Source organism: Micromonospora sp. BS32 (assembly GCF_059089345.1).
The window spans coordinates 193,944-219,857 of sequence record NZ_JBSSHR010000011.1 but is presented as its reverse complement, the minus strand read 5'-3'; the positions used below and the strand labels follow the sequence as shown (position 1 = coordinate 219,857).

Below are 25,914 nucleotides of genomic sequence, written 5' to 3'. Positions count from 1 at the left end.
CTCTGCAATCCAGCGCGGCCGACCTGAACCCCGAGATCGACACTTCGGAAAAGTCACTTCCCGGACCCGCCACACCCCAGCCTAGAACAACCCTCGCCACGGCCTCTTGACACAGAGGGGTGCCAGATCCGGACGCCTGGGACCGCTACGGGCCGTGCGGCCACCCGGTAGGTTTGCCCGCATGTCGCCGATCCAGACGGACCTGCTACCCGATACCCGTCGTGCGCTGGTCCACCGGCTGGCCACTGGTCAGGTACAGGGGCGGGCGCCTTCTGTCGTCGCCGCCGTGGTGCGCGATGGCCGCCCTGCATGGGTGGACGGGTGGGGAAGCGTGGACGGTAGCGTGCCGGACGGCAACATCCAGTACCGGATCGGCTCGATCACCAAAACGTTCGTGGCGGTGCTGGTGCTGCGCCTGCGCGACGAGGGGCGACTCGCCCTTACCGACCCGCTGGCCGAGCACCTGCCCGGCACGGTGGCGGGTCAGGCCACGGTCGGTGCCCTGCTGGCGCACACCGCCGGACTGGTCGCTGAGGCGCCCGGCCCGTGGTGGGAACGAACCCCGGGCGCGCTGCGACCCGACCTGGCCGACGTGCTCGGCAGCGATGCGCAGGTGCATCCGGCCGGACAGCGCCACCACTACTCCAACCCCGGTTACGCGCTGCTCGGCGCGCTGGTGGAGCGGGTTCGCGGCGAGGCGTGGGGCGAGGTGCTGCGGCGCGAGGTGCTGGAGCCGCTCGGGATGACCCGTACCACCCTGCTGCCGGTCGCGCCGCACGCCACGGGCTGGGCGGTCCATCCCTGGGCCGACGTGCTGCTGCCGGAGCCCGCCGTGGACACCGGCCGAATGGCGCCCGCTGGGCAGCTGTGGTCGACCGCGACGGACCTGGCCAGGTTCGCCGCCTTCCTCATTGACGGCGATGAGCGAGTGCTGCACCCGGACACCGTCGCGGAGATGCGCGCCCCGACGAGTCCCCCGGAAGCGACGGGCTGCGACAGCGGATACGGGCTCGGCATGCAGCTGCTGCGCCGGGATAGCCGACTGTTGGCCGGCCACACCGGCTCGATGCCGGGCTTTGTCGCCACCGTGTGGGTCAGCACCGATGACGGTCTGGGCGCCGTCGTGATGGGTAACGTGACCGCCGGCCTCGCCGCCGGCGCTCTCGCCGCTGATCTGCTTCAGACTGTCGCCGAGCGGGAGCCGCGGATCCCGGCGCCGTGGCGCCCGCTGCCCTCAGTCGACCCGCAGCTACTGGACCTCGCCGGCCTGTGGTACTGGGGGCCGGCCCCCTACGTGCTGCGCCCGCTGGCCGATGGCTTCGTGGAGTTGATCCCGTTGTCCGGGGGCGGGCGCGGCACCCGGCTGCGCCCCACGGGCGACGGCGGGTGGGAGGGGACCAACGGCTACTTCGCCGGCGAGCGGCTGCGGGTGGAACGCGACGCCGCGGGCGCGGTGAGCCACCTTGATCTCGGCACCTTCGTCTTCACCCGGCAGCCCTACGACCCGGCGGCGGTGGTGCCCGGCGGTGTCGACCCGGCCGGTTGGCGGGTCGGGTGACCTGACGAACGCACTGATCTCGACAGAAGCGGACGTCTCGCAGCGCCATGTCATGGCCAGTCCGCGCAGGCCCTCGGATCGGTCAGCCTGATCGTGATCATGTAAAGTCGACCCTCGATTGAATCCTTTGTTTGGGCTGGTCGGTTGTGCGAAGCAGGCTGGTGATCAGGCCGGTGTCAGGATCAGCCATCCGAAGCCGACGATCTCGCGGTAGCCGTTGAGGTATCCGTCGCGCCGCTGGTCAGCGAACGCGCGTGCGTCTGGCGTGCCGAGGCGTTCGATGCCCGCTTGCCAGTCGGACTCGAAGTCGTCCCACTCGGCGAGGGTAGATACGGCAACATGCAGGGGTCGGAACCCGGCGTCCGCGGCGAACTGGGCTAGGGCTGCCAGGTCGGGGAGGTCACCGAAGGTCTCGCGGACCTGATCGCTGGGGCTGGCCTGGTAGAAGCCGTCAGCGAACAGCAGTTTGCCGCCGGGCACGGTGAGACGGTGCAACGCGGTGAGGGCTTGCGCGGCGTCGCCCCAGACGTAGCCGGCCCCGACGTTAACGACGAGGTCGGCGGGCCGGTCCCACGTGGCGGCATCCGTGCTGTGGAACGTGACCCGATCGGAGATTCCCCGCTCCGTCGCGTGCAGCCGGGCCCGTTCACCGTCGCCGGCGTCGCGCTCCACCCCGTCACCAGCGATACCGTGGGTCTCACACAGCCGCAGGAGCAATTCGCCGTTGCCGCAGCCCAGGTCCAAGGCTCGCCAGCCCACCCCGGTGGGGGCCAGCCTCCGGATCAGGTCCGCTACCCGCTCCTCGCTCAGCGGCGCATTGTAAGTGAGGTTGGCCGCGGCAGCGGCCAAGTACGGCTTGAGATCTTGGTTGGTCACCGGCACACGGTACAGACAGATTCGTCCAAGCGGCCGTCACCATGAATGACCAGGGGTTTTCCGTGGTGGGCCGGAGGCATCACCATGCGAACCAGCTCAACTACGCCGGTGAGGCCCTTCCGCTACCTCTGACCAAGGCACTGGCCCGAGGTGGTATCCAATGAGATTCATCGAAGCGCATCGAACGCCGCCAAGGACTCGAGCTGCGGCGTGATGCGGCACGCAACTGAGTTGCGGCTCACCATCGACCTGGACAGGTACGAACGTGAGCGGCTCCCCGGGCCCGGGGAGCCGCTCACGTTCGGCGCGGGAAGTCAGGCGATGAAGCCCTCTTCCTTCAACCAGTCCGCGGCGACCTGCGCTACCGGCTCGCCCTTGACGTCGACGCGCTCGTTGAGCTTGCGGATGGTGTCGTCGTCGAGCTTGGCGGTGATCGGTTCAAGGATCTTGGTCAGGCTCGGATACTTGGCGGCAGTTGCGCCGTTGACCGTCAGCGCCGGGTTGTAGATCGGGAAGAACCTCTTGTCGTCCTCCAGCACCACCAGGTCGAGGTTGCTGATCCGGCCGTCGGTGGTGAACACCTCACCGAAGTTGCAGGACTCGCCCTTCTTCGTCTCGGTGTAGACGACTCCGGTGTCGACGCTCCTAATGTTGGACTTCGGCAGGTTCATGCCGTACATCTTGGTCATGCCGGGCCACCCGTCGTTCCGTCCGGCGAACTCGCTCTCCAGGCAGAAGGTCGCGTCGGCCGGGTTGCTCTTGGCGAACGCGGCGAGGTCGGACAGGGTGCGGAGGTTCCACTCCTTGGCCTTCTCCGCACGCACCGCCATCGCGTAGGTGTTGTTGGCTGGCGCGATGGCACCCCAGACGACCTGGTTCTTCTCCTTGTCCTCCTTGACCACCGCGTCGTACTGCTGCTTCGAGTCCGCGATCGGGTCGGTGTGGTTCAGGTAGGTGATCCAGGTGGTGCCGGTGTACTCCCAGTACACGTCGACGTCACCAGCGAGCAGACCCTTGCGGACGTTGACCGACCCCTTGATGTTGGTCTTGTCGGTCACGTTCGCGCCCGCCGCCTTCAGCGCCAGCATGGTGATGTGGCCGAAGACGATGTTCTCGGTGAAGTCCTTGGAGCCGACCACGATCGTCTGGCCGGCGAGCGCGTCATCCTGCTTGATCGACCCGGCCCCGACCGCCACCTTTCCACCGGAGTCCTCGGTGGTGACCGAGCAACCGGTCAGTGCCATGGCGATGAGTGCGGTGCCGGCAGCCAGCCGGGAAAGGGGTGTACGCATTGACGACCTCCACGACGCACGGGGCGTCGGTTGTGGAAAGGGGACGTGAACCTATGGATCAATCGAGCCCGGGCGGGCGGAGCAGATCGGCGATCACACCGCCGAGCCAGTCCAGCGTCAGGGCGAGAGCGGCGGTGAGTACCGCGCCGGTGATTAGGACGGGATCACGCTGAAGCTTGATCCCGGTCACGATCAGTCCGCCGAGTCCGCCCGCGTCGATGAAGGTGGCGAGCGTGGCGACCCCGACCGCGAGAACGAGCGCGGTGCGCACGCCGGCGAGAATCACCGGCACCGCCAGCGGCAGCTCGACCCGCAGCAGCACCGCGAGCGGGGACATGCCGATGCCCCGACCTGCCTCGATCAGATGCCGGTCGACCTGGTTGATCCCGACGATCGTGTTACGCAGCACAGGCAACACCGCATAGGCCACCAGCCCGATCAGCGCAGTGCCGGCGCCGATGCCCAACCAGATGCTGAGCAGTACCAGCAGCCCGATGGCCGGCATCGCCTGACCGACGTTGGCCAGAGCGGTGACGAACGGCGCCAGCCAGCGCAGCGCCGGGCGGGTGAGCAGAACGCCGGCGCTGACCGCAATCACCACCACCAGCAGGGTGGTCATCGCGGAGATCGAGACGTGCTGGCCGGTCACCCGGAACAGCTGCCCGGCGTTGAGCGAGCGTCGCTCGATGTCGTCCAGGGCAAGCGAGCTCACCCAGAGGTACGTGGCGAGCAGCGCCGCCGCGAGCACCAGCGGCATGGTCGCGTGCCGGCGCAACAGACCCCGCCACCGCGAGGGTGGGGCGGCGTCCGCGAGCTGACCGGAGCCGAGCGTGCCGACGCTCACGGCGTCTCCCGATCCGCCGTCGACCGGGCGCCACGGCGCTGCACGGGCACCGCCGCGGCTTTCGGCCCGTCCGCTGTCTCCGGCGCCTCCGCCACCGGCCGATCGCGGCGCCGCTCGGTCTCGCGCATCTCACCGATCGCTCGCATCAGCCGGTCGATGGTCACCGTGCCGCGGTACCGGCCGGCGTCGTCGACCACCACCGCAGCACCGCTGCTGCTGCTGAGCATCGCGTCGAGCGCGTCATGCAGCGTGGCACGAGGTTCCACCACGGTGGCCGGTCCGCCGATCCCGTGCAGGTTGTCCTGATGCGGATCCAGGTCCCGGGCGGTGACCCAGTGCACGGGGCGCCGCTCGCTGTCGACGCTCAGTACGGCCCACTCGCCGGTCTCGTCCAGCCGGCGCAGCGCCGACGTCGGCGAGTCGTCCAGCCGGACCAACTCGGCCTCGTCCCAGTCGACCTCGTCGACCCGGCGCAGGTTGAGCTGCTTGAGTGAGGCGCCGGCACCGATGAACTGGGCCACCGTCTTGTCCGCAGGGTTACTCAGGAGCCGCTCCGGGGTGTCGAACTGCCGGATGCTCGACCGGTCACCGAGCACCGCGATGCGGCTGCCCATCTTGATCGCCTCGTCGAAGTCGTGGGTGACGAAGACAATCGTCTTCTGCAGCTTCTCCTGCAGCCGGAGGAACTCGTTCTGCAGCCGGTCCCGGGTCAACGGATCGGTGGCGCCGAACGGCTCGTCCATCAGCATCACCGGGGGGTCGGCAGCCAGCGCCCGGACAACCCCGACGCGCTGTTGCTGGCCGCCGGAGAGTTGACGTGGCAGGCGGTGCCGGTACTGGCCGGGTTCCAGCCCGACCAGGTGCAGCAGCTCGTCGACCCGGGCGTCGATCCGCTTGCGATCCCAACCGAGCATCTTCGGCACCAACCCGACATTGGTCGCCACGTTCATGTGTGGGAAGAGCCCCACCTGCTGGATGACGTAGCCGATGCGCCGACGCAGCTCGGTCGGGTTGAGCGAGGTGACGTCGGATCCCTCCACCATGATCCGCCCGGAGGTGGGCTCGATCAACCTATTGATCATCTTCATGGTGGTGGTCTTGCCGCAGCCGGAAGGGCCGACCAGCACGACGATCTCGCCGCGCCGGATGGTCATCGAAACGTCCTCGACCGCAGGGGTCTTCTGTCCCCGGTAGAGCTTGCTGGCCTGTTGCAGGTCGATCATCACGTCAGCGGTCATCGTTGACCTTCCTGGGCGGTGGACGGGGCCGCGAGGGCCGGCGAGCCGGCGAGCGCCATGACGGAATCTGGTTGCTCGGAGCGGGACGGCGCGGTTGACCTTGATCGGGGCCGCCGGGTATCCCGGCCGGCCCGGGTCAGCACACCGAGCAATCCCAGGCAGATGTCCACGACGAGGGCGAGGACGACCACGCCGAGCGTGCCGATCAGGGCCTGGTTCAGCGAATTCACGCCGCCGAGGTTGGCCAGGCCCGAGAAGATCTGGTTGCCCAGGCCCGGCCCGCCGACGTACGCGGCGATCGCCGCGATGCCCATGGTCATCTGGGTGGAGACCCGGATACCGGCCAGGATAACCGGCCAGGCCAGCGGTATCTCGACCGTGCACAGCGACCGTATCCGGCTCATCCCGATGCCGCGGGCGGCCTCGGTCAGCGCGGGGTCGATCTCGGTCAGTCCCACCACCGTGTTACGGATGATCGGCAACAGGGCATACAGGGTCAGCGCGACCAACGCGGGGAGGTACCCCAAGCCCAGCGGCGTGATCAGCAGGCCGAGCAGCGCGAAGGAGGGGATGGTCAGCACAGCGGCGGCAACCGCGACGGCGATTCCCCGGGCGCGCCGGTGGCGGTAGGTGAGGACGGCGATGGACATGCCGATGAGCGTCGCCAGTGCTATCGCCATCAACACGATCGTGGCGTGCTCGATGGTCTGGGCGATCAGCAGGTCGCGGCGGCTTTCCAGGTATTCGAAGAAGGTCATCTGACACGTCCTCTCGGCGGCTGGCAGGCCCCCGGCCAGAGATAGCCGCGACGGTGCTGGACCTGCCATGGCCGGTTGGCCATCACATTTCGGGCGTAGGCGTTCGGCAAAGGCCCTCCGTGTGGGACGTGGAGTCGGTTGGAGAAATCAGCAGGGAAGTTCTGCCGGGCACGCCGAGCGACACGGAGTCGGCGCGCCACCACCTCGGCCATCTCCTCCTTCCGGACAGAAACTTCTGTACAAGGCGATCATGGGGGTGCCACGGTACGCCATGGGCTCCTCGTCAGTTCGGTCGGCCCGGGACCGGAGCCTGAAATGGGTCCGATGCTGCGACAGCGAGACAACGATGTGGGCGGCGGCCAGGTGACCGCCATCAGCTCGGCGACCCGGGGCGTGGCTCCATGGCGTTCACACGAAGGATCAAAGTGGGGCGGGCGGGACTCGAACCCGCGACCGAGGGATTATGAGATCAAGATGCCCGTCCCGCCTGCCTGGGCATCTGGCGGTCTAGCAGCGGAAACACCTCTCGACATCTCACACCACTCCCCCGCGATCCGCCGACCTCTTGCGGACCAGATGCGGACTGCGCGTCCCTGAGCGTTCGTGATCGAATAGCCGGCCGTGGGGTGGGATGAGTGCCTGGCGGAGTTACTGGTCCAGCTCGGGGATCGTGGCCTGGTCGCCATGGTCAAGATGGACGGCGAACGCCAACGGGGCCGCTGGACGGTGCTGGTGTCAGGCAGCCCGATGGCTGGGGACTTCGTGCGGTGGGACGGCGACGACTTGAACGCCGGGCTGTCGCGGGTGATAGCCCAGATTCAGGAGCGGGTTCCGGGACTGCTCGACTGAGCTACGGCCTCGGGGTTAGAAGAAGGTCGCGGATGGCTGGCTGGGTGGCTGAGGACCTGGTCAACCTGTCCGGTGTTGTCGGGCAGCGGGGGGCACGGCGGGTGGTCTTGGCTGCACGACGGCCTGAGATAGGTTTCACGCTGTGACAGCACCTGAGATCACCGTCGCCACGCCGGAAGACCGTGGACACGTCATCACCTCGCTGGTCACCGCATTCACCAAGGACCCCGTCCTGCGGTACTTGTTCCCCGACGAGGCGACCTACCCGCAGTACGCCGCCGCCTTCTTCGGGCACCTCTTCGACAAGCGAGTGCATAAGGGAACGATCTGGACGATCGAGCGCGGCGCGTCGGTCGCAATCTGGGAACCCCCCGCAGCCGAGGACGAGTGGCCAGACGACAATCTTGCCGCCCAACTTCCCGCCGACGCATTGAACCGCGCCCGCGCCTACGACGAGGCGGTGCACGCCGCACTGCCGGCTGCCCCCTTCTGGTACCTCGGGGTATTGGGTACGCACCCTGACAACGCCGGCCGCAGGTGGGGCCACGCTGTCATGAAGGTGGGACTGGACCGGGCCGCCGCAGACGGCCTGCCGGCGATCCTGGAGACCAGCAACCCCGACAACGTCGAGGTGTACCGTCGCGCTGGCTGGGAAATGGTGCACGCCTTTGCGGAGCCCCTGCCTACCTGGGTCATGCGGCAGTCGATTCGCTGAGTTCGGCGAATCTTTTCGGCGGCTGCGTTTGCCACCACGCTTGCCGTTGGCCTATCCCCTGGTAGCGGGCTGGCGGATCTCCTCGTCGGGCAGTGGTAGACCGTCCAGCCTCCCCGGACGGGGACAAGGTGGAGCGCCCTACGTCCGAACGACCTTGGCCCCGTCCGGGAAGGCTGGTAGCCCTTGTGGTGCCCGGCGAGGTGATCCGCTTCATCCGCGTGCTGGCCTACACCGGACTGCGTTGGGGCGAACTGGCTGCGCTTCGCGTGCGACGGCTGGACCTGGTGAAGCGTCGCCTGCTGGTGGCGGAGTCGGTAACCGAGGTCAACGGGCGGGCGGCGTTCGGCACGCCGAAGTCACACCATCGCCGCTCAGTGCCGCTCCCCCGGTTTCTGGTCGAGCCGATGGCCGCGCAGATCGCCGGCCGCGCCCGTGACGAGCTGGTGTTCACGTCCCGGGCCGGCGAGGTGCTGCGGAACAACAACTTCCGCCGCCGGGTCTTCGATCGGGCTGCGGCGTCGATCGGCCTCGCCGGGCTGACGCCGCACGAGCTGCGGCACACTGCGGCCAGTCTCGCCGTAGCGGAGGGCGCCAACGTGAAGGCGGTGCAGCGCATGCTCGGGCACGCCTCGGCGGCGATGACGCTGGACGTGTACGCGGACCTGTTCGAGGACGACCTGGACCAGGTGGCGGACCGCCTGGACCGGGCGGCGAGTCGTGCCGCTGCGGACTCAGTGCGGACTGACGGCGTCGGACCCGACCTTGACGCGGTTCGTTCGGATCGCCGGCAGCAGGGCTGAGCAGGGCTTTTGCGTGGTGGGCCGGAGGTACCACCATGCGAACCAACCGGCGACCATCGCCGGTGACCCCTTGCCGCTGCGTTTGAGCAGGTCAGCCCGATGAAGCGGGACTTCCGGCCGTCGGACATCGAGCGGTTGGCGGGTGCCGATCTTGTCCAGGAGTTCCTTGATGAGGGATTGACGGCACCCGCGGCGCAGGCGGCCCGCTCTCGCATGGTGATCGAGATCGTCGCCCACCTACTCGACACGTTGACCGATCCCATCACTACCGAGGCCGCCGCGTACGTGACCTTCGTACGGACGATCTCGATTCTGAACGTGCTCCTTCCGGACGGGAGGAAGCGATGACCGACGACCACACTCTCGACGCCGGGCCAGTGGTTCGGTTCTCCGAAGCCGAGAAGATCAACCCGTTCGGGTTGCTGATCGACCTTCATGACCACGCCTTGAGACACTCGCCCAAGTCGTCGCGGGCTGAGGCGTTGACGGAGTTGGCGCTCGCCGCCGCCCGTGGTGTCGTGGTGGACCCGGTGGGGTCAGCCGTGGGGGTCAGAAAAATCAAGGGCCGGTCTCCCGTGATGGGAAACCGACCCTTGACCTGCTGTGCGCCCGAAGGGACTCGAACCCCTAACCTTCTGATCCGTAGATCTCCAAGAGCACTTCGCAAGCGTTTGGCAGAGTTCGCGTCGCGCTGGTCGCCGCACGCTCGGCAACTCCATCGGTCCGGGCTCGTCCGGCGTCGTTCGCCCCAGTGGCTCCCAGCCGTGGCTCCCACCGAGGACTGAGACCACGCTGCCTTCATCGCTGGCGCCGACAACCACCGGCCTCGCAGCGGTCATGGCCAGGCTCAGGAACTCGCAGATCGCATTGGGTCGGCCGCCTACGGGCCTCATCCATGCCGTCCACGGAGCCTGTCGACCGGTGGCGCTCGGCTGAGTACTTCGACGGATATGCACTCAACGGCTGCGGCCATACGCTCACCACCGTGAACCCGATTGCACCCCCACCCAAGCGGACCATGGTCTGGCAGAGCCTGGCCTTCATGATGGCCTGCCATGGCCTGCTCATCGCCGGGCCCGCCCTGTTGTGGACGCTGCTTCCCACCGACGGCCAATGCGAAGGTATCCAATGCATTCCGCACGACCTCTTGCTTCGCCTGGCAATCATGGTCGGCCCTTTGTTCCTTGCCGTGGCACTCCCCGCCTCGGCAGTCAAGCTTTGGTTCACGGTGGCCCGGACCGAGCTTCAAGCGGCCTGGGCCATTGGGACAACGGCTGCACTCACCGGCTGGCTCCTCGGGTTTGTCGCCATCGGCTGCTACATCAGCTACTCCATGTTCCTTGATCAATGAGAGCGGATCTCCTCGTCGGGCAGTTGTAGACCGTCCAGCCTCCCCGGACGGGGACAAGGTGGAGCGCCCTACGTCCGAACGACCTTGGCCCCGTCCGGGGAGGCTGGTAGCCCTTGTGGTGCCCGGCGAGGAGATCCGCGGCTGATCTCTGAGGAGGGTCGGGGTTCGGGGCGGAGCCCCGAGGTCTTAAGAGTCCTGGTCGTCCCGCAGTTGGCCGGCTGGCCCGGCCGATGCCGGCCGGAGGTCGCCAGCAGGCCGGGGCCGGGCCGGCGCGGCCCGCTTGCGGGCCGCCTTGATCTCATAGAGCGCAATTCGGCAGTGTCGAAATGCAGACGGTGTCCTCCGTCGACTGATGCGCGACAGTCGTCCGCCAACTGATTCGCGGCATCCGAGCGCGGATCGCGGCAGATGTGCGCAGCTGATCAAACAGTGGCCAATGTGGTGGTTGGGTTGACGACGACCGAAAACGATGCGGCAGCGGCCCGCGTTCCGCTCGGCTGTTTCCGGCGGACCGATCTCACACCTGTGGCCGCAGCCTCAGCGCCTGACGTGTGCCGTCACCGCGTCGCCGAATTGAACAAGGCATGCAGCTGGGGAAACTCAACTGGAATCCGCTCGGCGTCTTGAAGGCTTCCAAACCCTCCCGGCCATGGCACGGCAGGTGGCGACGGTTCCTCGTTCCAAGCCTTCGGCAGGTAGCGCCTCCAGTGCTTCCTAGAACGCGGCCGCGTCCCGGTGCGACGTTCGTACGCCTCCGCAGCAGCAGCGTCAATCGCCTCGCGCTTCAGCGTTGGCGCAGCGCGCGCCGGGCGGCGTCACGGAGCCGCTCGTCCGGGTGCGGGATGTCGCCCGGCCAGGCGTCCGTGCCGACGAGCCGCCTGGCCGAGTCGCGGAACTCGCGGAGGCGGTGGGCCGCTGGCGCCGGCACCGCGTCGAGGTCGGCGAGGGCCTCGACCGCGACCACGTGCACCGGCAGGGCCGGACTGCCGGGCGCACCCAGCGCACCCGCCAGGGCGGCCGCGGCGGTCTCGGTGTCGCCGGTGATGCGGCCGTGGGCGACGGCGGCGCGGACCCGCACCCAGGCATCGGCGCTGTCGAGCATCGGAGTCACCAGATCCGACAACGGCTCCGCGGCGCTCGCGGCGCGGGCGGCCTCGGTGAGGTACCACGCCGGCATCCGACCCGTCGTGAGCAGTTCGCGCAGCACGTCGAGCGCGCCGGCCGGCGGGTGGCCAAGGACCAGCCACGATGCGGCGGCGGCCGCCCGCTGCATCTCATCCTGAGCGCGCATCGCTGCGGCGAGCGCGGCGGTGACCTGCGGGTCGCCGGCCGCCTCCGGGACGGCGCCAAGCAGGCGGGCGACCACGATGGCGGCGGTGTCACGGGCGGCGAGCGCGACGAGCTCCCGCAGCAGCTGCGCAGCGACGGCGGGGCCGAGCGCCCCGACCAGTGCGATCGCGTCGTTGCCCTCGGTGGTGGCGAGGGCGGCGCGGATCGCCTCCACGGCGCGGTCCTTGGCGGGCAGGACGGCCAGCACGCCGGCCGGCAGCGGCCCGGCGTCCGGCGGCAGCACGCCCCACCGGGCCAGACAGCGCAGCGCCGTGCGGGACACCCGCGGGTCGGCGTGCCCGGCTGCCGCAGTCAAGGCCCGGCGCGTGACGGCCGGCAGGCGCGGCAGCCGGGCCACGGCGAGCTCCAGGTCGATGAGCCGCAGCCGCAGCCCGTTGGCGTCGCCCTGGCGCGGCAGCGCGCGGGTGAGCAGCTCCGCCGTCACCCGCTCACGATCACGCCACGCCCGGTGTAGTTGCGCGGCCAGCGCGGCGCCGTTGCCGTCGTGGTCGCCGGCGTCGATCCATCGCGCCGCCACCGCAAACCCGGTGTCCGGCTCCTCGACCAGCAGCTCCGCGATCCGGTTGGCCTGCTCCTCGTTGCGCGGCCGGTCCCCGTTGGCCGCGACGACCTCGACGGCCTGCGGCGGATACGGCGGACCGGCGCGGCGCATCGACAGCACAGCGGCGGTCAGCCGCAGCCCGCCAAGTCTGCCGGTGCGCTTGTCCGTGAGCAGGACCTGTTCCCGCGCTGCGGGATCCGGATGGTGTACCGCAAGTGCCGCCAACGCGTCGGCCCGCACCTCCACATCGGGGTCCCCAGCCTCGACCGCGGCCAGCTCGGCGACCACTGCCTCGGGCAGCGGCACCCGGATCGCCCCCACTAGCCGGGCGTACGCGGCACGCACCTGCGCGTCGGGGTGCCGCGAGGCGGGCAGCAGCTCCACGGCCGCGGCCGCAACCGCGTCGACCACCGCCGCCACCACCGGGATCGCCAGGTCCGCAGCCGGATGGTCGGCGATGTCGGCGAGCAGCTCGAGCACGCCGGCGGCGTCGGCTCCATGCACCGCCGCGTGCGTGAGGAACGGTACCGCTACCACCGTGGCCGGGAACACGCTGCCCTGGTGCCAGACGTTGCCATGCAGGTCGTACAGCGCGTCGCCGACGTCGTGGGGGTCGTACAGGGCGCGCACCAGCGCCGGCACGTCCCCGGCCCCGCCGTATGCGTGCGTCAGCGCTGCCCACTCGACGGCGTCAAGGTCATCCGGCGCTCGCACGACAGCACCCTATCGTGACGCAATCGCCGCCACGATGGTTCGACGTCGACCACGCACCGGCACGATGGTGCTGTGCCCAGACCGCGACTCCATTCCAGGGCGGCGCTGTCAGGGGCCAACGCGCCTCGCGCCGGCTCCTCGGCACGTCCGTGCACCGCCACCCTTGGACAGCCGGCTGCGCTCCGTGACGCGCGGTCCGCGGCAGTTGCGGATGTTGGCGGCGGCATGATCGTGGCGCCGATTCCCGACTCAGGCACCAGCACTGGTGAGCGCGGCGACCGCCCGGGTAGCGGCCGCGCGAACCCTCGGTAGCGGATCGTCTCGGAGCTCGGCCACGGCCGGAAGCAGATCGCCGAGGAGGTGTCGAGCCACAACCTTCGCCGCCATCTCCCGCACCCGCCACGCCGGATCTCTCAGTGCCACGCGCACCCCGTCCAGGGCGTTGTCGTCCCACGCCCACAACAGACCCCGGACTGCCCACACCCTCAGCCAGTACCGCTGCTCGGTGGCCAGATGACCAGCAAGGAGCCGTCGCGCGTGTGGACCGCCCAATGCCACGATCAGGGCAGCATCGGTATCGGCGTCGTTCGCTACCACCGCGTGACGTCCCCGGCGAGTGCACTCTGCCTCGACGCTCTGGCGGGGAGTGAGACTCCAATGCGAGCGGACCGTCACGGCCCGATTGTCCCCTAGCCTCGACGGATGCGACCTCCTGTCATTGGCATGACCAACCTCATCGCGGCAGAAGAGGATGCCGGCAAGCCGGTAGGCGCAACCCGGGCACCGGACTTAGATCCAGGTCCAAGGACGGACGGCTTTCCACACGCGCCCGCGCCAACGTGCACGGCGCGGATGGAGGTAGATCTCAATGTCGCCCAACGCACTGGTCGACCCAACGCGGCGTAGTTCGGGAACCACCCGGTCTTCGTCTAGTCGGCGATAGACCCTCGCCAGATGCCCCAGGCAAGTCGCGGCAAGTAGCCTCACCTGGCGATCCTCGTGATCGAGTAAACCAAGATAGAGTTCCTGCAGTTCCTTCCAGTCCCCACCGCCATACAGAGCGGCGCCGACCATGGCGTCCAGGGCGCTGGAACGCTCGCCGCGATCGAGCGCCGCACGCACCTCGCCCGGTGTTGCCGGCGGTGGGTTGCGGAAGACCTGATGCTCATGGCTCATAGGCCGCATCTTTGCTCATCGGTGAGCCGGAGCGATCAACCGGCTAGAGGCCAGGCGGCCGTCGAGTGCACTCACGTCGGCACGACCGAATGGCCTCGGCGCCGCGGTCGCTTACCCAAGGTGACGCGCGGTCGGCGGCATGAGCGTGCACCAGATCGGAACGACTACCGGGACGTCATAGGTGACCTCGGCTGCCTTTCCATAGATGGAGGTCCCGCAGCAGGGATATCTCGGCGCCGTGGTGAATGACCTCGCGGTGTACGTGCAGGATGAGCTTCGCCATCGGTGCATCCGCGTACTCCGGCGGTGAGATGGCGCCTTGCGGCTGAGCTAATCCGGCTGCGCCGAGGTGGCGGACATCGCGGATCCACGCATCGTGCCCGTCGTCGAGCTGGCGCAGTGCTGCCTCGGCGGTGCCCGGGTAGGCGACGGCCCGGTGACCAGCAAGCGAGCCATCGAAGTGGGGTGCGGTCGGTGGCCCGAACACGTCGATGAGGTGCGCCAGCCGCCAGGCGATCGTGGTGACCGGCGCGCGGTCGTGTGGCGGGCTGGCGTAGTCCAAGGTGAATTCGCCTGCGCCGATCGACGTCGGCGCAGAACTCTGGCCGCGCCGGCTGAGGGTCCAGGAGCCCGGGACCGGCTGCCAGAAGTACTCGTCATCGGTCAGCCCGTCCAGCCGTGGCCGAAGCTGATGCTGCCAGTGCCACTCAAGTTGGTCGACCAGCTCTGCGTTCCAGTCCACATCCACGGTGCGACAGTAGAGATTGACAGGCGACCCGATCAAACCTACGACGACACCGTCAGGCCCCGAAGCAACCTACAAGGGCGGCACTTTCCCGCTCCGGACCAGCCGCGGACAGCCGCGACGAGCGGATTGCGGCAGATCAGTGCACCGGCGGCGGGAAACAATCTGGCTCTTGGTCAATTGAGCGATTTACGCATCTGTTGTGTCACGACGCGGTAGCCGGAAGTCTCATACAGCCGGATCGCGCGGGCGTTGTCGCCGAAGACGTTGAGCTCTAGGCGACCCAGGCCACGGGAGCGCACGGCATCCTCGGCAGCAGCTAGGAGCGCGCGTCCGTAGCCGGCTCCGCGGTACGCCTCATTGATCTCGATGTCGTAGATGAACGCGCAGTCGGGCGCACCGCGCGGGTGCGTCAAGCCCAGCCACGACACGCCAACACATGTGCCGTCGGGAAGCGCGGCCCTCAAGAACAGCATTCCGGCAGTCGCAAAGCCATCCGGCAACAGGGCGTCGTTTGCCTTGGTGGCCAACTCGATGGCCTCGGCCGCGGGCCAGTTACCGGCTGTTACCTGCTCATCCGCGAATGATCGGATGGTCTGGTCACGCCACTCTTCAAACTCGTTCCTCGTCATGTCCCGTACGATCAACTCAGGCACAGCGTGATGGTCCCACACCGATCGGTGGACGGCTGCCCCCGTTGTCTCGCGCGAGCAGCACATCGGCTGCATGCACTCATCTCGGCACGATCTCACCGCGCCTCGTCACGCAACGTGACGCCCGGTCTGCGGCAGATCCGGACGTTAGCTAACTGCGGGAGGCTCGGAGTGCCTTGATCGCAAAGGCGGGTGCTGGTCAGCCGTGCACTAGACCCCCGTCTGTGGGGACGTCCTTTCCGTGTCCGTCGAATCGATCGGCGATCGCCATCAGCCGCTGGGTGTAAGTCGGCCAGTCGGTGGCGTCAGGGATGTTGCTGTGGCGCGGCAGTAGGCCAACGGAGCCGTCGAGCTGCTCGCGGAGGATGTCGGCGTGGCCGGCGTGGCGCTGCAGGTCGACGGTCTTGTGGACCATGATCTCGTGAAGCGTGACCGCCTCGCCGCCCCAGTGGGCAACGTGCCCGATCGCATCCAGCGGCAGGATGTCGATGGTCTCGTCGGCGAATGCCTGCACGCGACGGTAGAGGTCGATGATCCCCGCAGCGGTCTCGGTCTCGGTGGCGTACCAGCCGGCCATCGGGTCGGGGTCGTCAGGGGACACGAGCTCGTCCGGTGTGGGCCATTCGCGGCCGAAGGTGGGACCGAAGTAGATCGCCTCGGTGTTCAACGCGTGCTTGACAAGGCCCAGCAGGTTGGTGCCGGTCGGCGTACGAGGCAACCGCTGGTCACGCTCGGAGAGGCCCTCCAGCTTCCAAAGCAGCGCATCCCGAGCCCCTTGGAGGTAGTTCTTCAGCACGTCCTTGGGCGCGGTGACCATACAGGCATCCTGCCACGCTTGTTACGAGCCGCTCGTAGGGCCTCGATGGGGTCCATGACCTCGTGAAGCCCGCAGGCGAGCGAGTGACTGGGCCCCGGCATGGTCGCCGCGTGCGCGCAACTCTCGGCAGATCAGTTCGCCAAGGTCCGTGGCGGTCGTCACGCCGCGTAGCGCGCGGATCGCGGCAAATGAGGATGGGAGGCGCTGCACCGCGTGGGTGTGCTGGCCATGGCCGGGCGCTGCTCACCTGGTTGGCGGCCTGTCGTCAGGCGGTTTGGGCGGGTGCCACTGTCTGACCGACAGGGGCACCCCACCCGGTTAACCGGTCACCTCGATGATCGCTTCGGCGGCGTTGGCTGGCCCGTCGACTGCCGCGTAGAGGTCGCGGATGCGCTGGGCTTCGGTCGTGAAGCGCGGGTCGGCGAGCATTCGGGTCGCTGCCTGGGTGAGCCGGGCGGTGCCGGCGTGGCGGGGCGTGACCGGAAGTGCGGCGTGCAGCCGGTGCAGGAGCGCGACGTTGAGATCCTGCTCCGGATGCATGGGTATGCCGAGCACCGGGGTGCCCGCGGCCATAGCGGTCTGCATGCTGCCCTGCCCTCCGGCGGTGACGGCGAGCGCGACCCGGGGCATGACCAGGTGGCTGGGGAGAACGCCGCCGACGCAGGTCCGTTCGTCGGCGAGGTCGCCGAGTTCGTGTACGGTGCCGGCGACGAGCACCCGGGCTCCGAGTGGCCGCAGTGCCTGCACTACTCGCCGTACCAGGCGGGATGTGCTGGACGTGATGGCGACGTAGATGATCGGGCCGGGCTGGTCGAGGAACGCCGCGACGTGGTCGGGCAGCGGCACGTCGAGGTGGGCGAAGAGCGGGCCGCTGTAGCGCAGCCGTGTGCCGGGCCGGTACTGCCGGCGCCCCGCTGGGTGCCAGGCTTCCAGTTCGTCTGCCGGGATGCCCAGCACCTCAGGGATCTCCGGCACCAGCGCGAGATCGCCCAGTACCAACGCAGCGAGGCTGGGCACGCCCTGGACGCCGAGCCGGGCTGCCAGCCGGTTGAAGCCGCCGCAGTAGAAGCGGGTGCGGGGGAGCACGGAGTTGGCGAGCAGCCGCCCGACCGGCTCAGGCAGGTATCGGGCCCGGCGGATGCTCGGGGCGGGCATCATCCCGCGGTCGAAAACCGGCGGCACCCAGCAGCCGTTGTGCTCGGACACCAGGGTGGCGCGGGCCAGGCGGGTCGACAGCATGGTGGTCAGGGTGTATCCGGTGACGACGGTGCGGGTGCGGTGCTGGCGGAAGTACGCCGCTTCGGCCTGCACGTAGGTGAGCAGCTCGGCATCGTCGTACAGGCTCTGGCGCACGTCGCCGAGTCCGGTTGCGGACGCGACGATCTGTGCTGAGCGGGCGTCGGTCATGTGGGAGCCGATGATGTCGTAGTCGATGCCGGCCGCGCGTAGGAGGGTCTCGTAGGTGCCGCCGTGGGTGGCCATGCGTACGCTCGCGCCGCGCTGCGCGAGTGCTCGGTGGATCTCGAGCATGCGGGAGGTCTCGGAGAGGTAGCCGCAGTGCGGCACCAGGACGATGTGGTGTTCTGCCGCCATGGATAGGTAATATATTGCTCATGTCTCCGACCGACAAGCCCCCTTTCCTCCACGGCGAGCTGACGCTGCCCGTACGGGCGTTCCGGACCACACTGTTCCTAGCCCAGCGGCTGCGCTACCTGATGGACGACCGGCTACGAACCGACGGCCTCACCACCCAGCAGGCGGCTCTGCTGACACTGGTGGCGGCACTGGGCACACCGTCGTTGAAGCAGGCCGCCGCTGGCCTGGGCACCACCCACCAGAACGTGGCCCAACTCGTGCAGGCACTGCAGCGCAAAGGCATGCTGGCGATACACGACGATCCCGCCGACGGCCGGCGCAAGCTGCTGTCAGTGACCGACGCGAGTCGCGCCTACTGGCTGTCGCGCGACGACGGCGACCAGGCCGCGGTCGCCGGCTGGTTCACCGCGCTGTCCGACGCAGAGCTGACTACGTTCGTCGCGCTGGCCGAACGGATCCTCTCCTCGGTCGATCCGCAAGCCGGCCAGGCGACACCCACCCCTCCCCTGACATTGGCGCCGCGTGCGCGCGTTCGCCCTCTGCCGGCGCATCGACCGGGTTCGGGCCCGCTGGGGAGGCGGTAAGTGATCATCTATGACGCGATCGGTACGACCTACACGACGACTCGACGACCCGACCCGCGGATAGGCGCACTCATCAGCACGGCGCTCGGTGACGCTCGGTCGGTGATCAATGTCGGTGCCGGCGCGGGGTCCTACGAACCGCCGCAAACCGTGCTTGCCGTCGAACCCAGCCCGGTGATGATCAGCCAGCGGCCCGCCGGCTCGGCGCCGGTTGCACAGGCACGCGCAGAGGCGCTGCCCGTTGCTGACGGCGCCGCAGACGCTGCTATGGCCCTGCTGACCGTGCATCACTGGACCGACCTCGAGGCCGGAGTCGCCGAACTACGCCGAATTGCCCGGCGACGCATCGTGGTCCTCACCTGGGACCAACGCGTCATCCGGGATTTCTGGCTGTTGAGCGAATATCTACCCGACGCGGCTGCCTTCGACGACGCCCGGGCCGTGCCGGTCGATCGCCTCGCCGCGTTACTCGGCGGGGCTCGGATCGAACCGGTGCCGGTACCCCATGACTGCAGCGACGGGTTCGGTGCGGCCTTCTGGCGCCGACCCGAGGCTTACCTCGATCCCGTCGTACGCGCCGGCATGTCCATGCTAGCCCAGACCGGCGATGAGGTGCTGCGGCCTGGCCTCGACCGGCTCGCTGCGGATCTGGAGTCCGGTCGTTGGCACAAGGGCCACAAGGACCTCTTGCAACGCCAGGATTTCGACGCCGGATACCGGCTGCTCGTCGCCGAACAGTAGGCGGCGGGAGGCAACGGGCTCCAACCACAGCAAGCACGTCAGCTCGTGCCCACCAACACGCGCTCATCGGCATGAGCGGAAGCTCAGGGCGCGCTGGGTCAGCAGCGTCCGTCACGGAGGTATGCCGACCTGGGCTGTCGCCAGGGGAGGGAGGCGCGGCATCCCGCCGAGGTGGCCGCTCGCCAAGGAGGCCGGACCTGGGTTGGAGGTGCGCCTCCAGCCGTGGTCGGCTCTGCACTTGCTGGTGCGCCAACGCCTGGCCCACCTCGGACCCAGTAGTCCGCGCCCACGACGCGTTTCGTCTCGTTGCGGCGGTCAGCAGGCGAAACGTCAGCGGCGGAGTTTGTCGTTGAGGTGATCCCTGGCCATCGCAGCTCCGGCTGGCGGTGGCCAGTGGCGGCGGACAGTGCGTTCCGACCTGCCGATCCTCGCGGCGATCTGCGCGGGGTGCAGGCTGGGGTCACGGCGGTGCCAGTACGCCACGGCAGCGCCTGTACCGGACGGCACGACGTCCTGTTCTGCGTCTATGCGGTCGGGCTGCGCGTGGGCAGAGTGATCAGGCAGCTCCTGCGGGGGTGTCTGGTCAATCGGGCTACGCGCTCGTGCCGAAGTGGAATGGGGATCTCGCGGAGAGCGGTCGGCGATGGCTGGGGGGTGGCCGATGGCGCCCCGGCCGCTGGCGTGCCGCGCGTTGGCCTCGGTCGTTCGTGCGGTCCGCGTGCGCGGCTCGTCATTATCGCGACGGGCGGGGTCGCTGGACGGTGGTTGGTGGCGGTTGGAGGTAGTTGACGGCGAGCTGCCGACGCGGGGCTGGCTCGCTGCGGCGGTTACGGACTGCGACCCTTCGACTGATGCCAGCGTCGTGGCAGTCGATCGTGGCGCGCCGGGCGGACGCACCGCCGATGGTGTGGTTCCGGCTGCGGGGCACTGATCGGCCCGGTTATCGTTCGGTCCGGTCGGCGCGAGGTCGGCGGCAGGTGAGGGCCTCTCACCGTGGGAGAGTGACGTGGCGGCGCGGAGGCGGCCGGTAATCTCGACGAGACTGACGCTGGCGACCACGACGAGTCCGTCGACGGACAGCGGCAGCAGGTAGGCGGCGGCGGCTTCGGTTTCGCCGTATCGGGCGGCGACGCCGGCCATGTGCCAGTAGCTCACCCAGGCCGCGATCGCGGCGATCGGGGCGGCGGCGGCCAGCCGCAGCACCGAGAGCACCCGCTGGTGGGTGGGTACGCGGGAGATCAGTTCGACGGTGAGCATGAGCGCCAGCGGCGGCCATGCGGAGATGACCTGGCTGATCGGGTTGGGTCGGGCGTGGAGGACGTTCGCGGCGATCGACGCGGCGACGCCGAGGGCGAGCACGCCGCGTACCGCCCAGCGCAGGCGCCGTAGGTGGCGCCGGTCCGTCTCCGTCACCGCGGCGGTGGTCACAGGTGCCGTCGTGGTGCTCATGTGGGGGTCTCGTCGTTGGTGCGGGGCGCGGGCTTCGGGCTGGGTCGCGCAGTGCGTGTGGCTTGGGCGATGAGCCGGTCGGCCAGGGCGAGGGTGTCATTGTCGGGGGTGGCGTCGATCGCGCTGAGGGCGCGGGTCAGCCGGCGGAGCAGGGCGCGGATGGCGTCGAGGTGCCCCAGCTCGGCGCGGGCGCGCATCGCCTGTTGGTAGAGGGCTTCGTGGTGGGGGTGGTGGGCGATGGCCGCGTCGAGCACGGCGACTTGTTGCGCGGGTTCGCCGGCCAGGGCGTCGGCGAGGGCGAGGTGGGCGTCGAGGGCTTCCTGGCGGATCGCTTCGCGGTAGGACTCGACCCATTCGTAGTCGCAATCCTGCGCGAGGGGTCCGGTGTAGGCGTTGACGGCGCGGCGGAGCGCGGCGATGCGGGCCTGCGGGTCGGTGGCCTGCCCGGCCTCGCGGATGGCCGCCCGCATCTGCCACAGGTCCACCTCCAGCAGGTCGGGGTGGAGCAGGTAGCGGTGGTCGGGGTGGGTGACGTAGCTGCCGGGGCCGCCGTTGTGGCGCAGGATGGCGCGCAGCCCGGAGACGTAGGTGTAGAGCCGTCCGGCGGCCTTGCTCACGGGAGCGTCGGGCAGCAGGTCGTCGAGGATCGCTTCCGTCGAGGCTGCCCCGTCGTGCACCGCCAGGTACACCAGGAGCTCCAGGGACTTGGCGCGCGGGGCGCGGTGCGGGTCGCCGTCGACGACGCCGGGTGTGCCCAGCACCCGTACCCGCAAAGGGCGGGGGGCGAGGTGGTGGTCCTGCGCGTCGGCTCTCTGGTCTGGGGAGCCGGATTCACCGATGGCTGTGGCTGCTTCCGCTGGCCGTTGCGCGGCGTCCGGCGTCGGTGCGGCAACATCGGCGGGAGGGCTGTGGACGTCGTGCGTGGGTGCCGCGGTGTTGCCGCGTGGGCCGTTGGCCTCGCTGTCATCCTCGGCCTCCGCGTCCAGCGCGCCCCGGTCGGCGGGCATGGAGGGAGACGGAGGGCTGTCGGCGGGTTCGTCGGTTGGCTCGGTCGGTGCGCGGAGGGCGGGTTCGGTAGGTGGGTGGGCCGGCGGCTGCCCGGTGTGGGACTCGGCGAGCGTGACGAGCAGGTCGGTGGTCTCGGCGGGATCGAGGACGGCGAGGCGGCCGATGTCGGCCGGATGGTTGCCGTGGCGGGCTTCTGCACCATCGGTCGGGGTGCTGGTGCCGTCGGCGGCGACGGTGACGGTGGTGCCGTCGGGCCAGTCGCCGAGCAGGACGCCGTGGATGTCCAGGTGTTGGCCTTGGGCGAGCAGGGCGGTGAGACGGGTGCGTGTGTCACGGCTGGTGGTGTCGGTGATCAGCAGGATCGGTGGGAGGGGTTCGGCGTGGGGGTCGGCGCGGCGCAGCTCGGCCATGGTGTCGACGTCGTGCTGGTGGGCCAGGCGGGTGCGGTGCAGCGTGTGCGCTTCGAGGAGGTCGAGGGCTTCTTCGAGGTCGGCGGTGACGGTCAGCCGGGGCGTGCGGGGTACCGGCGCGTCGCCGAGTAGCGTCGCCGCGGTCGTCGAGGGGATGAGCACTGCGGTGCGCGCCTCGGGATGTGTTACACCGCCAGCCGCGAGGGCGGCGGTGAGGAGTCCTCGGGCGGCGGCTTGCGCGCCGGGCCCGGTCAGTCCCAGCCCCGCCGGAGGCCACAGCGCCGGGTTGTCCCACGCCGGCACCATCGGCAGCGGGTCACCCATGTCCGCGTCGCCGGTGGCGACGCGGATGCCGCGGCCGGTTGCCGCGTTCTGGCCGTTCGCGTTCGGTGTCGCGCTCACCTGCCCGTCGTTGTCCGGCTGGGGCTGGTCGTCGTTGTCGAGGCTGCGCTGGTCGGTGTTGTGCTCGACGTCGGCGGGTGTTGCGGGCTGATGTGGGTCGGGGCGGCCAGCGGCGGCGCGCCGCAGGCCGCGGCGGATTTGCCCGACCACGCGGGGCATAGGGGTCAGATCTGGTTCGTTCAGGCGGGGGGCCGTCGCCGGGGTGCGAGGGACGTAGCGGTGTTGGCGGTGCGCCCAGACGAGCGCGACGGCGGCGGCGATAGCCAAGGCCAGGCCGAGGTCGATCCAGCTGCCGCTGGGCAGGGTGATGCCGCGCGGTGCGGGCGCGGTTTCCGGATCGGAATCCTGCGCATGGCCCGCGTCGTCATGGGCGTCGTCGGTGCAGGTAGACGTCGCTGGTGCGGGGGTACGCGGTACTGCCGAGGCGGAGGGGGCGGGTCCGCCGGTGGTGGGTGGCGGGGTGGCAGGCGGCGCGGTGGTGGGCGCCGGTTGCGGCGTTTTGGTTTCGGGCTGTCGCGGCAGCGGTGGTGGCGGCGAGGTGCGGTGCTGTGGTCGAGTGGCGTTGGCGGGCAGGTCGAGTGTCCAGCCGGGGTAGATGACGTTGGGGTCGCGCAGCGTGCCACCGACGTGGGGGAAGTGGGTGCCGCGGTTGAGGTCGTATATGGCGGGCCAGCGGCGGTCGTCGCCGAGCCGTTGTGCGGCGATCGAGGAGAGGGTGTCGCCTCGCCGCACGGTGTAGGTGAGGGTGGCCGTAGTGGTGCCTTCGTCCGCCGTTGATGTCTGTTGCTGGGTGTGAGGGGCAGTTTCTGGCGCGGTGGATGCGCCATCTCCGGTGTGGTGCCCCTCGGTGTCGGCGGCTGTGTCGGTGGCTGCGGTGGCCGGGGTGGCGCTTGCGGCGGCGGTGATCGCCGTGGCGCCGAGCAGCGCGGCGGCCAGGCCTTGCAAAGGTCCGGGTAGGTGCAGCTCGGGTAGCCAGCGGGCGGCGCGTGTGAGCCGCGCGGCCATTCGGGCGATCATTGCGGTCAGCAGGTAGACGGCGAGGACGCCGGCACCGGCCTGTGCCAGGAGGACGATGAATCCCTCGGTCAGGGGCTGCGCCACCCAGGCACGCATGTGCGGGGCGGACGGGATCTCTGGCGTCGGCCATACGTCCGTGCGCAGGAAGGCGGTGTAGCCGGCGGCGACGAGGACCGTGGCCGTGGTGGTGGCCAGAACGCCCGTCTTGGAGCTCATTGGTTGTGTCCTCTCCCCACTCGGTTGGATCGGCCGTTTCGTGATCGACGCTAGGAGTGGCCGGGAGGAGCGGGCAGTGGTGGGCGGCTGACAGGCCCTCACACGACCTCACACGGGCTTACACGCCCAGGTCGCCGACGCACGCCGCGGTGTCTATCCCGTTGAGGTGGATGAGCGCAGCGCCTGCTCGGCGATGTTGCGGGCGCGTCAGGGTGTAGTGGACACCGGGTGGTCGAGGGACTCGGGTGGGAGTCCGGCGCGGGCGAGGCGGTCGGTGTAGGTGTGCCGGAGTGCGGCTGCGCCGGTGTGGTCACCGACGGTGGTGAGGGCGTCGGTGGCGCGGCGGTGCAGGTGCGCGTTGAAGGGGTCGACGCGCAGCGCGGCTTGCAGCAACTCGACGGCGCGGTGCGGGTCAGAGGCGGCGGCCGCAGCAGAGTGGGCGTCGATGACCAGCCGGCGGGTGGCTTCGCGTGGCGGGTCGATCCATGCCCAGGTGTGACCAGCAGCGAGGTCTCCGGTGTAGCTGTCGATGACCGTGTGCCAGGCGCAGGTGTGGTCGGTGAGGGCGGTGGCGGCGCGATGGGCTGCGGCGTGCAGCTGCCACAAGTCGACGGCGACCTGGTCCGGGTCGAGGCGGTAGCGGTCGTCGGCGTGCTCGATGACCGCGGTGCCGGGTCCGATGGTCCGGCGTAGTTCGCTGATGGTGGTGTAGAGGCGGCCGGTGACGGTGTGGGCGGGTACGCCGGGCCAGATGGCATCGGTCAGCTGCCGGGTTTGCAGGCCGTGGGGATGGACGGCGAGCAGGATGAGAGCTTGCCAGGCGGCGCTGCGGCGGATCGCGACGGGTTGTCCGTCGACGAGGAGGCGGGGTTTGCCGAGAACCCGCAGTTCCGCAGGTAGTGGGGCCGTCTGGGCTGGCGTGGCGGTGGCATGGACGGTCACCGCTTCGGCGGGGGGCCGCGGGCGGGGGACGGCCTTCTTGTCGGCTGGCGGAGATGGCGGAGGCTGGGTGTGGGTGAGGACGGTGAGCAGGTCGGTGGCGGCGACCTGGTCCAGGACGCATAGTCGCGGCCCGTCCGGCTGCGCTCGGCCGGCGTTGCGGGTGTGGCCGTCGACGTCGACGTGCCACTCGGCCCCTACCTGCGAGGTTCCGAGAACCACGACAGTGACCATGGGCGTATTGGGCGCAGCGGTTAACCGGGCGGCGGTCGACGGGGACACGGTGTCGGTGATCAGCAGCGACCTCTGCCGGGCGCCGTCGACCAGCGTCAGCGCTTCGTCGATGCTGGCGGTCACCGTCAATCCGGCAAGCCCGGTGCGGAGCGTGGCGGGGGCGGCTGGGCCGAGGAGCATGCTCAGTGCGGTGCGGGTGATGACGACTGCGGTCGCGGTCGAGGGGTGGCGCAGGGCGGTGAGGAGCGCGGTGACGAGTACGCCCCTGCCGGCGTGCAGGGCGCCGGGCCCGGTGAATGCGACAGTCGGTGGCAGCACGGTGAGCGGGCCGGCCGGCGCGGCCTGATCGGGGTGTGGACGCGTGTCGGCTTCGGGGGTGTGGAGGGTGTCGATGGCGGCGCGGACGGCGGCGACGGTGGGTGGCAGCGGCAGCAGGTCATCCTGCTGCAGTCTTGTGTGGGGCTGGTAGTCGCGGCGGCGGCGTAGCCACACCAGCACCGACGCGGCCGCTGCCTGTTCGGCCGTGTCACGGGGCAGCCACCCTCCTGGGATCGTGACCCCCTCCCCCGCATCGGTCGCGGGAGCAGCGCTGAGGTCGGGGCCGGCGGCTGGGCGGTCGAGGGTGGTGGCGGTGACCGGTGTAGCAGGTTCGGGTGGCGCCGGCAGGGCGGCGTGGCCGGTGCCGAAGACGGCGGCGCCGGCGACACCGGTGGCGGTGGCCTGCAGCGGCGTGGGCAGCGGGAGACGGCGTAACCACCGCGCGCCGGAGCGCACCCGCCGGGCGGCGGCCACGATGGCGGTGTAGGCGACGAACAGCCAGATCAGCCATGCCAGCAGGGTCAACCCGACGGTCAGGGTGCCGTGCGTCAGCGGCTGCGCCACCCACTGCTGAAACTGGGCGGCGGTGGGCACGCCACGGATGGGCCAGCCGACGATCCTGACCAGCAGCAGCGGCGGGCCGATCAGAAGGAGCAGCAGCGCCACCAGGCCTGCTACGCGCTGTGGCCACCTCACCGGCGCGACCAAACGACGCCGGTGCCG

The 25,914-nt window shown here is 69.7% G+C and carries 22 protein-coding genes; 8 read left to right on the top strand and 14 right to left on the bottom strand.

Annotation, left to right across the window (positions count from 1 at the left end):
- The first annotated feature begins 181 nt into the window (after positions 1 to 181).
- Entirely contained in the window at positions 182 to 1,558 is a 1,377-nt protein-coding gene (locus AC5RWQ_RS18565; RefSeq protein ID WP_494283955.1) for a serine hydrolase domain-containing protein, read from the top strand.
- Positions 1,559 to 1,723: 165 nt separating this feature from the next.
- Here the strand turns inward: AC5RWQ_RS18565 and AC5RWQ_RS18560 are convergent, their stop codons facing one another.
- The 5 genes from AC5RWQ_RS18560 to AC5RWQ_RS18540 form a co-directional block, all read right to left on the bottom strand.
- Entirely contained in the window at positions 1,724 to 2,434 is a 711-nt protein-coding gene (locus AC5RWQ_RS18560) for an SAM-dependent methyltransferase (protein WP_494283954.1), read from the bottom strand.
- Between the two features lie 314 nt (positions 2,435 to 2,748).
- Positions 2,749 to 3,726 (bottom strand): glycine betaine ABC transporter substrate-binding protein, encoded by a 978-nt coding sequence (locus AC5RWQ_RS18555; protein ID WP_494283953.1) that lies wholly within the window; start codon positions 3,724 to 3,726, stop codon positions 2,749 to 2,751.
- Between the two features lie 58 nt (positions 3,727 to 3,784).
- Positions 3,785 to 4,570, bottom strand: a complete 786-nt coding sequence (locus tag AC5RWQ_RS18550) for an ABC transporter permease (RefSeq protein ID WP_242624374.1) — start codon at positions 4,568 to 4,570, stop codon at positions 3,785 to 3,787.
- The gene (locus AC5RWQ_RS18545; RefSeq protein ID WP_494283952.1) at positions 4,567 to 5,808 is read right to left on the bottom strand and encodes a betaine/proline/choline family ABC transporter ATP-binding protein; all 1,242 of its coding nucleotides are present in this window, start codon (positions 5,806 to 5,808) and stop codon (positions 4,567 to 4,569) included. Before AC5RWQ_RS18545 ends, AC5RWQ_RS18550 begins: the two co-directional genes overlap by 4 nt.
- On the bottom strand, positions 5,805 to 6,566 hold the full coding sequence (locus tag AC5RWQ_RS18540) for an ABC transporter permease (protein WP_494283951.1): 762 nt from the start codon (positions 6,564 to 6,566) through the stop codon (positions 5,805 to 5,807). Before AC5RWQ_RS18540 ends, AC5RWQ_RS18545 begins: the two co-directional genes overlap by 4 nt.
- 684 nt (positions 6,567 to 7,250) lie before the next feature.
- Between AC5RWQ_RS18540 and AC5RWQ_RS18535 the strand changes: the two genes are divergently transcribed.
- From AC5RWQ_RS18535 to AC5RWQ_RS18515, 5 genes are all read left to right on the top strand, one after another.
- Positions 7,251 to 7,415, top strand: a complete 165-nt coding sequence (locus AC5RWQ_RS18535) for a hypothetical protein (protein WP_494283950.1) — start codon at positions 7,251 to 7,253, stop codon at positions 7,413 to 7,415.
- A 142-nt stretch (positions 7,416 to 7,557) separates the two neighbouring features.
- Positions 7,558 to 8,130 (top strand): GNAT family N-acetyltransferase, encoded by a 573-nt coding sequence (locus AC5RWQ_RS18530; RefSeq protein ID WP_494283949.1) that lies wholly within the window; start codon positions 7,558 to 7,560, stop codon positions 8,128 to 8,130.
- A gap of 200 nt (positions 8,131 to 8,330) precedes the next feature.
- On the top strand, positions 8,331 to 8,930 hold the full coding sequence (locus AC5RWQ_RS18525; protein WP_494283948.1) for a site-specific integrase: 600 nt from the start codon (positions 8,331 to 8,333) through the stop codon (positions 8,928 to 8,930).
- Positions 8,931 to 9,029: 99 nt separating this feature from the next.
- Entirely contained in the window at positions 9,030 to 9,278 is a 249-nt protein-coding gene (locus AC5RWQ_RS18520; protein ID WP_494283947.1) for a hypothetical protein, read from the top strand.
- A gap of 637 nt (positions 9,279 to 9,915) precedes the next feature.
- The gene (locus AC5RWQ_RS18515; protein WP_494283946.1) at positions 9,916 to 10,281 is read left to right on the top strand and encodes a hypothetical protein; all 366 of its coding nucleotides are present in this window, start codon (positions 9,916 to 9,918) and stop codon (positions 10,279 to 10,281) included.
- Between the two features lie 784 nt (positions 10,282 to 11,065).
- On the opposite strand, the gene AC5RWQ_RS18510 is transcribed toward AC5RWQ_RS18515, so the two are convergent.
- The 6 genes from AC5RWQ_RS18510 to AC5RWQ_RS18485 all read right to left on the bottom strand — a co-directional run bounded on the left by AC5RWQ_RS18510 (position 11,066) and on the right by AC5RWQ_RS18485 (position 17,870).
- Positions 11,066 to 12,886 (bottom strand): hypothetical protein, encoded by a 1,821-nt coding sequence (locus AC5RWQ_RS18510; protein WP_494283945.1) that lies wholly within the window; start codon positions 12,884 to 12,886, stop codon positions 11,066 to 11,068.
- A 789-nt stretch (positions 12,887 to 13,675) separates the two neighbouring features.
- Positions 13,676 to 14,062, bottom strand: coding sequence for a hypothetical protein (locus tag AC5RWQ_RS18505; RefSeq protein WP_494283944.1), 387 nt, complete (start codon positions 14,060 to 14,062; stop codon positions 13,676 to 13,678).
- 175 nt (positions 14,063 to 14,237) lie between these two features.
- A complete protein-coding gene (locus tag AC5RWQ_RS18500) occupies positions 14,238 to 14,810 on the bottom strand; it encodes a DinB family protein (protein WP_494283943.1) in 573 nt (190 codons plus the stop codon).
- A gap of 173 nt (positions 14,811 to 14,983) precedes the next feature.
- Positions 14,984 to 15,463, bottom strand: coding sequence for a GNAT family N-acetyltransferase (locus tag AC5RWQ_RS18495; protein WP_494283942.1), 480 nt, complete (start codon positions 15,461 to 15,463; stop codon positions 14,984 to 14,986).
- 196 nt (positions 15,464 to 15,659) lie between these two features.
- A complete protein-coding gene (locus AC5RWQ_RS18490; RefSeq protein WP_494283941.1) occupies positions 15,660 to 16,277 on the bottom strand; it encodes a DinB family protein in 618 nt (205 codons plus the stop codon).
- A 318-nt stretch (positions 16,278 to 16,595) separates the two neighbouring features.
- A complete protein-coding gene (locus AC5RWQ_RS18485) occupies positions 16,596 to 17,870 on the bottom strand; it encodes a glycosyltransferase (RefSeq protein ID WP_494283940.1) in 1,275 nt (424 codons plus the stop codon).
- Positions 17,871 to 17,890: 20 nt separating this feature from the next.
- Between AC5RWQ_RS18485 and AC5RWQ_RS18480 the strand changes: the two genes are divergently transcribed.
- Together AC5RWQ_RS18480 and AC5RWQ_RS18475 are read left to right on the top strand one after the other, a co-directional pair.
- A complete protein-coding gene (locus tag AC5RWQ_RS18480) occupies positions 17,891 to 18,457 on the top strand; it encodes a MarR family winged helix-turn-helix transcriptional regulator (protein ID WP_494283939.1) in 567 nt (188 codons plus the stop codon).
- Positions 18,458 to 19,198 (top strand): methyltransferase domain-containing protein, encoded by a 741-nt coding sequence (locus AC5RWQ_RS18475; protein ID WP_494283938.1) that lies wholly within the window; start codon positions 18,458 to 18,460, stop codon positions 19,196 to 19,198.
- 330 nt (positions 19,199 to 19,528) lie between these two features.
- Here AC5RWQ_RS18475 and AC5RWQ_RS18470 read toward each other — a convergent pair whose 3' ends face one another.
- The 3 genes from AC5RWQ_RS18470 to AC5RWQ_RS18460 form a co-directional block, all read right to left on the bottom strand.
- Entirely contained in the window at positions 19,529 to 20,647 is a 1,119-nt protein-coding gene (locus AC5RWQ_RS18470; RefSeq protein WP_494283937.1) for a DUF2637 domain-containing protein, read from the bottom strand.
- Positions 20,644 to 23,700, bottom strand: a complete 3,057-nt coding sequence (locus AC5RWQ_RS18465; protein WP_494283936.1) for an AfsR/SARP family transcriptional regulator — start codon at positions 23,698 to 23,700, stop codon at positions 20,644 to 20,646. Before AC5RWQ_RS18465 ends, AC5RWQ_RS18470 begins: the two co-directional genes overlap by 4 nt.
- Before the next feature lie 207 nt (positions 23,701 to 23,907).
- Positions 23,908 to 25,857, bottom strand: a complete 1,950-nt coding sequence (locus AC5RWQ_RS18460) for an AfsR/SARP family transcriptional regulator (RefSeq protein ID WP_494283935.1) — start codon at positions 25,855 to 25,857, stop codon at positions 23,908 to 23,910.
- Positions 25,858 to 25,914: the final 57 nt, after the last annotated feature.

Coding starts and splice junctions, on each gene's coding strand:
- AC5RWQ_RS18485 (WP_494283940.1), bottom strand. CDS start 17,870: ATGGCGGCAGAACACCACATCGTCCTGGTGCCGCACTGCGGCTACCTC.
- AC5RWQ_RS18505 (WP_494283944.1), bottom strand. CDS start 14,062: ATGAGCCATGAGCATCAGGTCTTCCGCAACCCACCGCCGGCAACACCG.
- AC5RWQ_RS18545 (WP_494283952.1), bottom strand. CDS start 5,808: ATGACCGCTGACGTGATGATCGACCTGCAACAGGCCAGCAAGCTCTAC.
- AC5RWQ_RS18535 (WP_494283950.1), top strand. CDS start 7,251: ATGGTCAAGATGGACGGCGAACGCCAACGGGGCCGCTGGACGGTGCTG.
- AC5RWQ_RS18490 (WP_494283941.1), bottom strand. CDS start 16,277: ATGGTCACCGCGCCCAAGGACGTGCTGAAGAACTACCTCCAAGGGGCT.
- AC5RWQ_RS18555 (WP_494283953.1), bottom strand. CDS start 3,726: ATGCGTACACCCCTTTCCCGGCTGGCTGCCGGCACCGCACTCATCGCC.
- AC5RWQ_RS18480 (WP_494283939.1), top strand. CDS start 17,891: ATGTCTCCGACCGACAAGCCCCCTTTCCTCCACGGCGAGCTGACGCTG.
- AC5RWQ_RS18470 (WP_494283937.1), bottom strand. CDS start 20,647: ATGAGCACCACGACGGCACCTGTGACCACCGCCGCGGTGACGGAGACG.
- AC5RWQ_RS18520 (WP_494283947.1), top strand. CDS start 9,030: ATGAAGCGGGACTTCCGGCCGTCGGACATCGAGCGGTTGGCGGGTGCC.
- AC5RWQ_RS18465 (WP_494283936.1), bottom strand. CDS start 23,700: ATGAGCTCCAAGACGGGCGTTCTGGCCACCACCACGGCCACGGTCCTC.
- AC5RWQ_RS18565 (WP_494283955.1), top strand. CDS start 182: ATGTCGCCGATCCAGACGGACCTGCTACCCGATACCCGTCGTGCGCTG.
- AC5RWQ_RS18540 (WP_494283951.1), bottom strand. CDS start 6,566: ATGACCTTCTTCGAATACCTGGAAAGCCGCCGCGACCTGCTGATCGCC.